Genomic DNA, 12,002 nt, shown 5'->3' with positions numbered 1-12,002 from the left:
CCCATGCCGGCATGACAGGTTTTCCGTGAATTAGCCCATATCAAGAGGCCATCCGTCGATGATCGCCCAGCTGCCGACCAGTGCACCGACCGCCAACTACCCCGAATTCCTCGAGGCCCTGCGTAACAGCGGCTTCCGTGGCCAGATCAGTGCCGATTACGCCACCCGTACCGTGCTGGCCACCGACAACTCGATTTACCAGCGCCTGCCCCAGGCAGCGGTGTTCCCGCGTGACGCCGATGACGTGGCGCGGGTCGCCACGCTGATGGCCGAGGCGCGCTTTGCCCAGGTCAAGCTGACCCCGCGTGGCGGCGGCACCGGCACCAACGGCCAGTCGCTGACCGATGGCATCGTCGTCGACCTGTCGCGGCACATGAACACCATCCTCGAAATCAACGCCGAGGAGCGTTGGGTGCGGGTCCAGGCCGGTGTGGTCAAGGACCAGCTCAATGCCGCGCTCAAGCCCCACGGGCTGTTCTTCGCCCCTGAGCTGTCCACCTCCAACCGCGCCACTGTTGGCGGCATGATCAACACTGATGCCAGCGGCCAGGGCAGCTGCACCTACGGCAAGACCCGCGATCACGTGCTCGAACTGCACAGCGTGCTGCTCGGTGGTGAGCGCCTGCACAGCCTGCCCATCGATGACGCTGCGCTGGCGCAGGCCTGCGCCGCGCCTGGCCGGGTTGGCGAGGTCTACCGCGTGGCCCGCGAGATCCAGGAAACCCAGGCCGAGCTGATCGAAAGCACCTTCCCCAAGCTCAACCGCTGCCTGACGGGCTACGACCTGGCACACCTGCGCGATGAACAGGGGCGCTTCAACCTCAACAGCGTGCTGTGCGGCGCGGAAGGCTCGCTGGGCTACGTGGTCGAAGCCAAGCTCAATGTGCTGCCGATCCCGAAATACGCGGTACTGGTCAACGTCCGCTACACCAGCTTCATGGACGCCCTGCGTGACGCCAATGCGCTGATGGCGCACAAGCCGCTGTCGATCGAAACGGTCGACTCCAAGGTGCTGATGCTGGCCATGAAGGACATCGTCTGGCACAGCGTGGCCGAGTATTTCCCGGCTGACCCCGAGCGCCCGACCCTGGGCATCAACTTGGTGGAGTTCTGCGGCGATCAGCCGGACGAGGTCAATGCACGGGTGCAGGCGTTCATCCAGCACCTGGAAAACGACACCAGCGTCGAGCGCCTGGGGCACACCCTGGCCGAGGGCGCCGAGGCGGTCACCCGCGTTTACACCATGCGTAAACGCTCGGTGGGCCTGCTGGGCAACGTCGAGGGCGAGGTGCGCCCGCAGCCGTTCGTGGAAGACACCGCAGTACCGCCGGAGCAGTTGGCCGACTACATCGCCGACTTCCGCGCATTGCTGGATGGCTACGGCCTGGCCTATGGCATGTTTGGCCACGTCGATGCCGGTGTACTGCACGTGCGCCCGGCGCTGGACATGAAAGACCCGGCCCAGGCCGCGCTGGTCAAGCCGATCTCCGATGCCGTGGCGGCGCTGACCAGAAGCTACGGCGGCCTGCTGTGGGGTGAGCACGGCAAGGGCCTGCGTTCAGAATACGTGCCCGAATATTTTGGCGAGCTGTACCCGGCGCTGCAGCGCCTGAAAGGCGCTTTCGACCCGCGCAACCAGCTCAACCCCGGCAAGATCTGCACCCCACCCGACAGCGCCGAAGGCCTGACCCGGGTCGATGGCGTGACCTTGCGCGGCGACCTCGACCGCACCATCGACGAGCGTGTCTGGCAGGACTTCAGCAGCGCTGTGCACTGTAACGGCAATGGCGCCTGCTACAACTACGACCCCAACGATGCCATGTGCCCGTCGTGGAAGGCCACCCGAGAGCGTCAGCATTCGCCCAAGGGCCGTGCCTCGTTGATGCGTGAGTGGCTGCGTTTGCAAGGCGCGGCGGATATCGACGTGCTGGCGGCAGCGCGTAACAAGGTGTCCTGGCTCAAGGGCCTGCCGGCACGGCTGCGCAACAACCGCGGGCGTGACCAGGGGCAGGCGGATTTCTCCCACGAGGTCTACGACGCCATGGCCGGTTGCCTGGCGTGCAAGTCCTGCGCGGGGCAGTGCCCGATCAAGGTCAACGTGCCGGACTTCCGCTCGCGTTTTCTCGAGCTGTACCACGGCCGCTACCAGCGCCCATTGCGGGATTACCTGATCGGTTCGCTGGAGTTCACCATTCCGTACCTGGCGCATGCGCCGGGGCTGTATAACGCGGTGATGGGCTCGAAGTGGGTGAGCAAGCTGTTGGCCGACAAGGTCGGCATGGTCGACAGCCCGCTGATCAGCCGTTTCAACTTCCAGGCGACCCTGACCCGCTGCCGCGTTGGCGTGGCCAGCGTGCCAGCGCTGCGCGAGCTGACCCCGGCCCAGCGTGAGCGCAGCATCGTGCTGGTGCAGGATGCCTTCACCCGTTACTTCGAGACGCCGCTGCTGGCCGCGTTCATCGACCTGGCGCACCGCCTTGGCCACCGGGTGTTCCTGGCGCCGTACAGTGCCAACGGCAAACCGCTGCACGTACAGGGCTTCCTTGGCGCGTTCGCCAAGGCGGCGATCCGTAATGGCACCCAGCTCAAGGCACTGGCCGATTGTGGTGTACCGCTGGTGGGGTTGGACCCGGCGATGACCTTGGTCTATCGCCAGGAGTACCAGAAGGTACCAGGCCTGGAAGACTGCCCGAAGGTGCTGTTGCCGCAGGAATGGTTGATGGATGCATTGCCCGAGCAAGCGGCTGCCAATGCTGGCAGCTTCCGCCTGATGGCGCACTGCACCGAGAAGACCAACGTACCGGCCAGCACCCGGCAATGGGAGCAAGTGTTTGCCCGCCTGGGCTTGAAGCTGGTGACCGAGGCTACGGGTTGCTGTGGCATGTCCGGTACTTATGGGCATGAAGCGCGAAACCAGGAGACCTCGCGGACCATCTTCGAGCAGTCCTGGGCGACCAAGCTGGACAAGCAAGACGAGCCGCTGGCGACGGGGTATTCGTGCCGTAGCCAGGTCAAGCGCATGACCGAACGGCAGATGCGCCATCCGCTGGAAGTGGTGTTGCAGTACGCGCAGCGTTAAACCTGCACCGGCCTCTTCGCGGGCAAGCCCGCTCCCACAGGGAGACCGTTGACTTGACGGTTGTGGTGATTCCTGTGTGCGGGCTTGCCCGCGAAGAGGCCGGTACAGCCACTGCATAATCAGGACTGCTGCAGGGTATCCCGAGCCCGGCGCGCCTGCCTGTACAGGTAAAGGCTCAACACCAGCCCGCACGCCGCAGCCCCTGACGCAAACAAGAACATCGAAGCAAACCCGAACCCCGCCGCCACTGCGCCCACCAGCGGGCCGGTAATCCCCAGCGACAAATCGATGAACAGCGAATACGCGCCAACCGCAGCGCCGCGGTTGGCCGCCGACACCTGGTTCACCGCTTCCACGCCCAGCGCCGGGAACACCAGCGAAAAACCAAACCCACTCAGTGCCGCACCTGCCAATGCCAGCTCGGCACTGGGGGCCAGCCACAGCATCAACAACCCCACGGTCTCCACCGAAAGGCAGGCGATCGCCACGCGAAAACCACCGATGCGATTGATCAGGTTGCCGAACAACAAGCGGGCACTGATGAAGCTGGCGCCGAACAGGCTCAAGGTCAGTGCGGCATTCGGCCAGTCGCGGCTGGCGTAGTACAAGGTGATGAACGTGGCGATGGTGCCAAAGCCGATCGAGCCCAAGGCCAGGCCTGAGCCATGCGGGAACACCTTGCCCAATACGCTCAGGAATGGCAGGCGCACGCCGCTGACGATGGGCGCCGCGCGCTTGGGCCAGGCCAGCAGAAGGCCGGCCGCGCACAGCAGCATGATGCTCACGCCCATGCTCCATAGCCCCAGTGTCTTGACCATCAGCACCCCCAGCGGCGCGCCAATGGCCAGAGCGCCATAGCTGGCAATGCCGTTCCAGGAGATGACCTTGGCGGTATTCTCAGCGCCCACTCGGCCGATGCCCCAGCCGATCGCGCCAGAGCCCACCAGGCTTTCGGCGCTGCCCAGCACCAGGCGGCCGATCAGCAAGCAGGTCAGGCTCAGCCAGGGCAGGTGGGTGAGAAAGGCGCAAGCCAGCATGAATACGCCGCTGAGCCCACAACCGGCCAGGCCATACATCACCGCCTTCTTGCTGCCGAGGTTGTCGATGATGCGGCTGGCCGTCGGGCGGCTGAGCAACGTGGCGAGGTATTGCACGCTGATCACCAGGCCAGCGACCACGGCGCTGAAGCCCAGGTCGTTATGCACATAGCTGGGCAATACGGCCAGGGGGATGCCGATGTTCAGGTAGCCAATAAAGGTGAAGAGGACGATGGAGACGACTTGCAGGGTGACCGCAAGAGGGCGCGGTGAGTGGGGCATGGGGGCCTTCGTGGCAGAGTTCTGGACGGTGTGAAAACGTGATGACGGGGGTGGCCCGCAGGTCAGCCGTTTTCACACAGTCGGGGGATGCGCAGTTATTCCTGGTCAGCGCTGGATTGATCGTCACCATCCTGATCGACGGCAGGCGTCGGCTCGGCATGGACGGTAACGGTTTGCTCTTCTGGGTTCAGGCTTGGGAAGGGAAGATTCGGGATTTCATGCATCTCGTCGTTCCTCGCAAGTGTGAGTGAAAAGGCTGCGCCAGGCGCGTGTGGGGCTTTAAAAAGCTGGGGCAGGATACAGCAGTCTGGATGACAGTTTGAAATTTTTCCCGTTCGTTTGTCGGTTTTACGGGCGAATAGCGGACATTTGCCTTACAAAAAACGGGGCCGCTGCGCTGCCTTTCGCGGGCAAGCCCGCTCCCACAGGAGGCGCGAACAGCTGAAGCTTGCGCGGTACCTGTGGGAGCGGGCTTGCCCGCGAAAGGCCGCACAGCGGCCCCGTTTTCGCTTGTTACTTACGGCCTTCGGCCGTCTCGGCGACCTTGTCGGTGCGCGCGCACATGATGAAGTCGTTGCGGTGCAGGCCTTTGATCGAGTGGCTCCACCAGGTCACGGTGACCTTGCCCCACTCGGTCAGCAGGCCGGGGTGGTGGCCTTCGGCTTCAGCGATTTCACCCACGGCGTTGGTGAAGTCCAGGGCGTGCTTGAAGTTCTTGAACTTGAACACGCGCTCCAGCTCCATGTGGCCGTCACGCACTTCGATGTTCCAGTCCGGGATTTCGCGAATCAGCTCGGCCAACTCTTCGTCACTGACTTTCGGGGCGTCGGCGCGGCAGGCTTCGCAGTGGGCTTGGTTCAAGGCATTCATGGTGTCTTTTTCCAGTTCGAGTTGTTATCAGGTGGCTTCAGGCAGCAACCTTGGGTGGAAACTTGGGGGTGTGCAGGCCCAACTGCATGGCCTGCTGCACCATGCCCATGATGTCTTCATGGGCCAGGTCGAACAGGCGCTTGAGGTTCGGCAGCACGAAGTACAGCGGCTGCAGAATGTCGATACGGTACGGCGTGCGCATCGCCTCGATCGGGTCGAACGCCTGATGTTCCGGTTCGTTGGACAGACTGTAGACCGTTTCTTTCGGCGAAGAGAGGATGCCGCCGCCATAGATCTTGCGACCTTGCGGGGTCTCCATCTGGCCGAACTCGATGGTCATCCAGTACAGGCGCGCCAGGTACACGCGCTGTTCCTTGGTCGCAGCCAAGCCGAGCTTGCCGTAGGTGTGGGTGAATTCGGCGAAATACGGGTTGGTCAGCAGCGGGCAGTGGCCGAAGATCTCGTGGAAGATGTCGGGCTCCTGCAGGTAGTCGAGTTCTTCCGGCGTGCGGATGAACGTGGCGACCGGGAAGCGCTTGCTGGCCAGCAGTTCGAAGAACGTCTGGAAGGGGATCAGCGCTGGCACCCTGGCAACCTGCCAGCCGGTGGTGGCGCCCAAGACCTTGTTGACCTCGCCCAATTGCGGGATACGGTCGTGGGGCAGCTTCAACTGATCGATGCCGTCCAGGTATTCCTGGCAGGCACGGCCTTCGATGACTTTCAGCTGACGCGTGATCAGCGTGTTCCACACCGCATGCTCTTGCTGCGGGTAGTCGATAAAACCATGCGCATCGGGCTCGCGTGCCACGTATTGCGTCTGTTTCATGTGGCTCTCCTGGTGAGGGCTTTTCTTGTTATGTCCACGACATACCTAAGGAATATCCCCTCATTGCCCGATTTGCACTGGGGTAGGGTGGCCACCTGGGGCCAGGATCGGCCCTGGTTCGTAACGATAATTTTACAAAAAGGCGTAGGTGTCGGAAAATCCGGGGCAAAGGGCTGATGGTTTACGGGTTTTTGTCAGCTTATCTTTACGAATTTTCTGCGTCGGGTTGAAAAACTTCGGCGCTTCGAGAGCGTTCATGCGTATCAAAGTGCATTGCCAGAACCGCATCGGCATCCTTCGCGACATCCTCAACCTGTTGGTGGAGTACGGCATCAACGTACTGCGTGGTGAGGTGGGCGGCGACCATGGCAACGCCATCTACCTGCACTGCCCGAACCTGATCAACCTGCAGTTTCAGGCACTGCGGCCCAAGTTTGAAGCCATTGCCGGGGTGTTCGGCGTCAAACGCGTCGGCTTGATGCCCAGCGAGCGCCGGCACATGGAGCTAAATGCGTTGCTAGGTGCGTTGGACTTTCCGGTGCTGTCGATCGACATGGGCGGCAGCATCGTCGCCGCCAACCGCACTGCGGCGCAGTTGCTCGGGGTGCGCGTCGACGAGGTGCCGGGCATGCCGCTGGCGCGTTATGTGGAAGACTTCGACCTGCCCGAGTTGGTGCGCGCCAACAAGTCGCGCATCAATGGCCTGCGGGTCAAGGTAAAAGGGGATGTGTTTCTCGCCGACATCGCCCCCTTGCAATCCGAGCATGACGACAGCGAGGCGCTGGCCGGCGCGGTGCTGACCCTGCACCGCGCGGATCGTATCGGTGAGCGCATCTACAACGTGCGCAAGCAGGAGCTGCGCGGTTTTGACAGTATCTTCCAGAGCTCGCGGGTGATGGCGGCGGTGGTGCGCGAGGCACGGCGCATGGCGCCCTTGGATGCCCCTTTGCTGATCGAAGGGGAGACCGGTACCGGCAAGGAGTTGCTGGCACGTGCCTGCCACCTGGCCAGCCCGCGCGGGCAGTCGCCGCTCATGGCGCTCAATTGTGCGGGGTTGCCAGAATCCATGGCCGAGACCGAGCTGTTCGGCTACGGGCCGGGTGCTTTCGAGGGTGCGCGGGCCGAGGGCAAGCTGGGCCTGCTGGAGCTGACGGCCGGCGGCACGCTGTTCCTTGATGGGGTAGGGGAGATGAGCCCGCGTTTACAGGTGAAACTGCTGCGCTTTCTGCAGGACGGTTGCTTTCGCCGCGTAGGCAGTGATGAAGAGGTGTACCTGGATGTGCGGGTGATCTGCGCCACCCAGGTGGATTTGTCCGAGCTGTGCGCGCGCGGTGAGTTCCGCCAGGACCTGTACCATCGCCTCAACGTGCTGTCGCTGCACATTCCCCCATTGCGTGAGTGCATGGACGGGCTGGAAGGATTGGTGCAGCACTTTCTCGACCAGGCCAGCCGGCAGATCGGCTGCGCCTTGCCACGGTTATTACCGGCCGCGATGGATAAACTAAGCCAGTACCACTGGCCAGGCAACGTACGGCAACTGGAGAACGTATTGTTTCAGGCGGTTTCGTTATGTGAAGGCGGTGTAGTTAAAAGCGAACATATACGGTTGCCGGACTACGGTGTGCGGCAGCCGTTGGGGGAGTTTTCATTGGAAGGGGACCTTTCACAGATTGTCGGCCGTTTTGAAAAAGCCGTGCTGGAAAGTTTGATGGGGGAATTTACAAGTAGTCGCGCACTGGGCAAAAGACTGGGTGTTTCGCACACCACGATTGCCAATAAGTTGCGGGATTATGCGTTGGGCAAGTCAACTGAATAATGCCAGCCGACTGGGTTTATTTGTTCGCGGGGAAACCCGCGAAGGGCCCCAGCGGGGCCCCGATCTCAAGGGTTAGCCGTTAGAGCAACCGTTCCCCATCACGCGGTATTCAAGAATGTGCTTCTGGCCCTGGGAGTCCTCGTAGGTCATGCGGGCGGGCACGACTTCACAGACGTTGGGCACTTCGCTCATGGAGATGACGCGGGCAATGTCCAAGTGCTGCGAGTAACTGTACTGTTCAACCGGAATCTGCTCGGCATCGTTTGCTTCGCCGGCCATTGCCGCGCCGCAAAGACTGCCAAGTACCAATACCAGTAACGCTTTCATTTTCTATTTACCTGTCTAAGGTCGTGAGGGGGTGCGCGGCGCTTGTGGCGCCGCGAGTACTGCTAGTTTTAACGATCGGGATTTAGCGGGTGATTAACGCTTGCCTTCGTGGGGGCTGTTGCCAGAAGTTAATCGCCTTGCCGTTGTTGGCGAGATGAATTCTAGGCAGGTGGCAACCGCTGAAACAGTGGGACTTTTGATAAAGTGTTTTGACAGAATCCGTAACAATCGCGCGAAAAAAACCGCGATTCTTTCTGCCCAGGGCTGCGAGCCGCGTACTAGAGCGCTTTGCTCGTACGTCAGTACCAAAATCCGCTGCTTTACTACCAACGTCGAATGGCTTTTGCCGCTCTGGTACAGTTACAAACGGTTCCATACAAAAACAACTATTACACCGAGGTAACACAGATGAGTGCGGCTCCACTGTATCCCGTTCGTCCCGAGGTTGCGGCCACTACCCTGACCGACGAGGCCACCTACAAGGCCATGTACCAGCAATCGGTGATCAACCCGGACGGCTTCTGGCGCGAGCAGGCCCAGCGTCTCGACTGGATCAAGCCGTTCACCAAGGTCAAGCAGACCTCGTTCGATGACCACCATGTCGATATCAAGTGGTTTGCCGACGGCACTCTGAACGTTTCCTCCAACTGCCTGGACCGTCACCTCGAAGAGCGTGGCGACCAACTGGCGATTATCTGGGAGGGCGACGACCCTTCCGAGCACCGCAACATCACCTACCGCGAGCTCCACGAGCAGGTCTGCAAGTTCGCCAACGCCCTGCGTGGCCAAGACGTGCACCGTGGCGATGTGGTGACTATCTATATGCCGATGATCCCCGAGGCCGTGGTCGCCATGCTGGCCTGTGCCCGCATCGGTGCAATCCACTCGGTGGTATTCGGCGGCTTCTCCCCTGAGGCGTTGGCTGGCCGAATCATCGACTGCAAGTCCAAGGTGGTGATCACCGCCGACGAAGGTGTGCGTGGCGGGCGCCGTACGCCGCTCAAAGGCAACGTCGACCTGGCGCTGACCAACCCTGAGACCAGCAGCGTGCAGAAGATCATCGTGTGCAAGCGCACCGGTGGCGATATCGCCTGGCACCAACACCGCGACATCTGGTACGAAGACCTGATGAAAGTGGCCTCCAGCCACTGCGCGCCGAAAGAGATGGGCGCTGAAGAAGCGCTGTTCATCCTTTACACCTCCGGCTCCACCGGCAAGCCCAAGGGCGTGCTGCACACCACCGGGGGTTACCTGGTTTACGCCGCGCTGACCCACGAGCGCGTGTTCGACTACCGCCCAGGTGAAGTCTACTGGTGCACCGCCGACGTTGGCTGGGTCACCGGCCACAGCTACATCGTCTACGGCCCGCTGGCCAACGGCGCCACCACCTTGCTGTTCGAAGGCGTGCCGAACTACCCGGACATCACCCGTGTGTCGAAGATCGTCGACAAGCACAAGGTCAATATCCTTTACACCGCACCGACCGCAATCCGCGCCATGATGGCCGAAGGGCAGGCTGCGGTAGAGGGTGCTGATGGTTCCAGCCTGCGCCTGTTGGGTTCGGTCGGCGAGCCGATCAACCCCGAAGCGTGGAACTGGTACTACAAGACCGTCGGCAAGGAGCGTTGCCCGATCGTCGACACCTGGTGGCAGACCGAGACCGGCGGCATCCTGATCAGCCCGCTGCCGGGCGCCACTGGTCTCAAGCCGGGTTCGGCGACCCGTCCGTTCTTCGGCGTGGTGCCGGCGCTGGTGGATAACCTGGGCAACCTGATCGATGGCGCTGCCGAAGGCAACCTGGTGATTCTCGATTCCTGGCCGGGCCAGTCGCGCTCGCTGTATGGCGACCACGACCGCTTCGTCGACACCTACTTCAAAACCTTCCGGGGCATGTACTTCACCGGCGACGGCGCGCGCCGCGACGAGGATGGCTACTACTGGATCACCGGGCGTGTTGACGACGTGCTCAACGTGTCTGGCCACCGCATGGGTACTGCCGAGATCGAAAGCGCCATGGTTGCCCATTCCAAGGTTGCCGAAGCGGCAGTGGTGGGCGTGCCGCACGACATCAAGGGCCAGGGCATCTATGTCTATGTCACCCTCAATGCCGGCGTGGAGCCTAGCGAGCAATTGCGCCTGGAGCTGAAGAACTGGGTGCGCAAGGAGATCGGCCCGATTGCCTCGCCGGATGTGATCCAGTGGGCGCCAGGGTTGCCGAAGACACGCTCGGGCAAGATCATGCGGCGTATCCTGCGCAAGATCGCCACGGCAGAATACGGCTCGCTGGGTGATATCTCGACCCTGGCGGACCCGGGTGTGGTGCAGCATCTGATCGACACGCACAAGGCCATGAACCTGGCTACGGCCTGATGCTATGAGCGGGGCTGCCTTGCAGCCCTATCGCCGGCAAGCCGGCTCCCACAGGGGGCGCAGAGTTTTCAGGAGCACCGCCGAACCTGTGGGAGCCGGCTTGCCGGCGATTGGACTGCAGCGCAGTCCCCTCCAAGTAGAAACCCCGCACGGGCAACCGGCGGGGTTTTTTGCTTTACTGTTACCCGACATTCATCGGTAACTCTTCTGTCACCGATTACGCACAGGCACGGGGCGAGCGGAAACAGTCATGACCTGTTTCGGTGCGTTCGCCGAGCCATTTTCTGCAACACAGCACGCTACACTTGCCGTCGTACAAGGCTTTGCGAATAATAGGCCCAGTAATTGCTAGGTCTATAGGTTATTTTCCTTGCGCCTTTGCATGTTTTGCAATGGCTGTCAACATCGCCCGCAGTGGTTTCAAGCGCTTCTGTAAGTAGTTGTCGCTTTGAAGAAATATCGACTACCGGGCTGTCGTTAAAATGCCACTCACTCGCTCGTGGTCTGCGGCCTTGGTCGAACCCTGCGCGGCTCGCGTTGTACCCATTCGCATATCGGGCAGTTGTTACCCTGCCTTGTATTGCCCCGTACCGATGGAGTTACCTGATGAAGAAGCTCGCACTGCTTGGCGCCCTGGCGCTGTCCGTGTTTTCCCTGGTGTCGCAGGCCGATGAAAAACCGTTGAAAATCGGCATCGAAGCCGCTTACCCACCCTTCGCCTTCAAGCAGCCCGACGGCAGCATCGCCGGTTTCGACTACGACATCGGCAATGCCCTGTGTGAAGAGATGAAAGCCAAGTGCACCTGGGTCGAGCAAGAGTTCGACGGCCTGATCCCGGCACTGAAGGTGCGCAAGATCGACGCTATCCTGTCGTCGATGTCGATCACCGAAGACCGCAAGAAATCGGTCGACTTCACCAAGCGCTACTACCTGACCCCAGCGCGCCTGGTCATGAAGGAAGGCACCACCGTCAGCGACAGCCTCAACGAACTGCAGGGCAAGAAGATCGGCGTGCAGCGTGGCTCGATCCATGACCGCTTCGCCAAGGAAGTACTGGGCGCCAAAGGTGCCACCGTGGTCCCTTACGGCACCCAGAACGAAATCTACCTGGATGTCGCGGCCGGTCGCCTCGATGGCACCGTGGCTGACGCCACCCTGCTGGAAGATGGCTTCCTGAAGACCGACGCTGGCAAAGGCTTCGCGTTCGTAGGCCCCGCATTCACCGACGCCAAGTACTTCGGTGACGGCATCGGCATTGCCGTGCGCAAGGGCGACAAGGCCAACGTCGACCGCATCAACGCGGCCATCGACGCCATCCGTGCCAACGGCAAGTACAAACAAATCGAAGCCAAGTACTTCAATTTCGATATCTACGGTCCAGACTCGAAGTAAGAC

At 61.6% G+C, this 12,002-nt stretch carries 9 protein-coding genes; 4 read left to right on the top strand and 5 right to left on the bottom strand.

Annotation, left to right across the window (positions count from 1 at the left end; translation table 11 throughout):
• Positions 1–58: 58 nt before the first annotated feature.
• Complete coding sequence (gene ydiJ, locus AC5PZ0_RS14790) at positions 59–3,079, top strand: D-2-hydroxyglutarate dehydrogenase YdiJ (RefSeq protein ID WP_493855253.1); 3,021 nt, start codon at positions 59–61, stop codon at positions 3,077–3,079.
• Between the two features lie 119 nt (positions 3,080–3,198).
• Here the strand turns inward: ydiJ and AC5PZ0_RS14785 are convergent, their stop codons facing one another.
• The 4 genes from AC5PZ0_RS14785 to phhA all read right to left on the bottom strand — a co-directional run bounded on the left by AC5PZ0_RS14785 (position 3,199) and on the right by phhA (position 6,094).
• Positions 3,199–4,398 (bottom strand): MFS transporter, encoded by a 1,200-nt coding sequence (locus AC5PZ0_RS14785; RefSeq protein WP_493855252.1) that lies wholly within the window; start codon positions 4,396–4,398, stop codon positions 3,199–3,201.
• Positions 4,399–4,493: 95 nt separating this feature from the next.
• A complete protein-coding gene (locus AC5PZ0_RS14780; protein WP_256214942.1) occupies positions 4,494–4,622 on the bottom strand; it encodes a hypothetical protein in 129 nt (42 codons plus the stop codon).
• A gap of 289 nt (positions 4,623–4,911) precedes the next feature.
• Positions 4,912–5,268 (bottom strand): 4a-hydroxytetrahydrobiopterin dehydratase, encoded by a 357-nt coding sequence (locus AC5PZ0_RS14775; protein ID WP_027593094.1) that lies wholly within the window; start codon positions 5,266–5,268, stop codon positions 4,912–4,914.
• A 37-nt stretch (positions 5,269–5,305) separates the two neighbouring features.
• Positions 5,306–6,094, bottom strand: a complete 789-nt coding sequence (gene phhA, locus AC5PZ0_RS14770; protein WP_493855251.1) for a phenylalanine 4-monooxygenase — start codon at positions 6,092–6,094, stop codon at positions 5,306–5,308.
• A gap of 256 nt (positions 6,095–6,350) precedes the next feature.
• On the opposite strand from phhA, the gene AC5PZ0_RS14765 reads away from it, so the two are divergent.
• A complete protein-coding gene (locus AC5PZ0_RS14765) occupies positions 6,351–7,910 on the top strand; it encodes a sigma-54-dependent phenylalanine hydroxylase transcriptional regulator PhhR (RefSeq protein WP_027593092.1) in 1,560 nt (519 codons plus the stop codon).
• A gap of 72 nt (positions 7,911–7,982) precedes the next feature.
• Here the strand turns inward: AC5PZ0_RS14765 and AC5PZ0_RS14760 are convergent, their stop codons facing one another.
• Positions 7,983–8,237: a DUF2790 domain-containing protein gene (locus AC5PZ0_RS14760; protein WP_027593091.1), complete on the bottom strand. Its 255-nt coding sequence runs from the start codon at positions 8,235–8,237 to the stop codon at positions 7,983–7,985.
• A 408-nt stretch (positions 8,238–8,645) separates the two neighbouring features.
• Here AC5PZ0_RS14760 and acs point away from each other — a divergent pair, with 408 nt between their 5' ends.
• A complete protein-coding gene (gene acs / locus AC5PZ0_RS14755; RefSeq protein WP_027593090.1) occupies positions 8,646–10,607 on the top strand; it encodes an acetate--CoA ligase in 1,962 nt (653 codons plus the stop codon).
• A 606-nt stretch (positions 10,608–11,213) separates the two neighbouring features.
• Positions 11,214–11,999 carry an ABC transporter substrate-binding protein gene (locus tag AC5PZ0_RS14750; protein WP_027593089.1) on the top strand — a complete coding sequence of 262 codons (786 nt, stop codon included), beginning with the start codon at positions 11,214–11,216 and terminating at the stop codon, positions 11,997–11,999.
• The last annotated feature ends 3 nt before the right edge of the window (positions 12,000–12,002 follow it).

Source organism: Pseudomonas sp. 5.2, from assembly GCF_059025405.1.
This window is presented reverse-complemented; position numbering and strand designations above follow the sequence as displayed.

What these genes read in the sequence shown, in the direction of transcription:
- phhA (WP_493855251.1), bottom strand. Translation starts at nt 6,094, where the DNA reads ATGAAACAGACGCAATACGTGGCACGCGAGCCCGATGCGCATGGTTTT.
- AC5PZ0_RS14750 (WP_027593089.1), top strand. Translation starts at nt 11,214, where the DNA reads ATGAAGAAGCTCGCACTGCTTGGCGCCCTGGCGCTGTCCGTGTTTTCC.
- AC5PZ0_RS14760 (WP_027593091.1), bottom strand. Translation starts at nt 8,237, where the DNA reads ATGAAAGCGTTACTGGTATTGGTACTTGGCAGTCTTTGCGGCGCGGCA.
- AC5PZ0_RS14785 (WP_493855252.1), bottom strand. Translation starts at nt 4,398, where the DNA reads ATGCCCCACTCACCGCGCCCTCTTGCGGTCACCCTGCAAGTCGTCTCC.
- AC5PZ0_RS14775 (WP_027593094.1), bottom strand. Translation starts at nt 5,268, where the DNA reads ATGAATGCCTTGAACCAAGCCCACTGCGAAGCCTGCCGCGCCGACGCC.
- AC5PZ0_RS14765 (WP_027593092.1), top strand. Translation starts at nt 6,351, where the DNA reads ATGCGTATCAAAGTGCATTGCCAGAACCGCATCGGCATCCTTCGCGAC.
- AC5PZ0_RS14780 (WP_256214942.1), bottom strand. Translation starts at nt 4,622, where the DNA reads ATGCATGAAATCCCGAATCTTCCCTTCCCAAGCCTGAACCCAGAAGAG.
- acs (WP_027593090.1), top strand. Translation starts at nt 8,646, where the DNA reads ATGAGTGCGGCTCCACTGTATCCCGTTCGTCCCGAGGTTGCGGCCACT.
- ydiJ (WP_493855253.1), top strand. Translation starts at nt 59, where the DNA reads ATGATCGCCCAGCTGCCGACCAGTGCACCGACCGCCAACTACCCCGAA.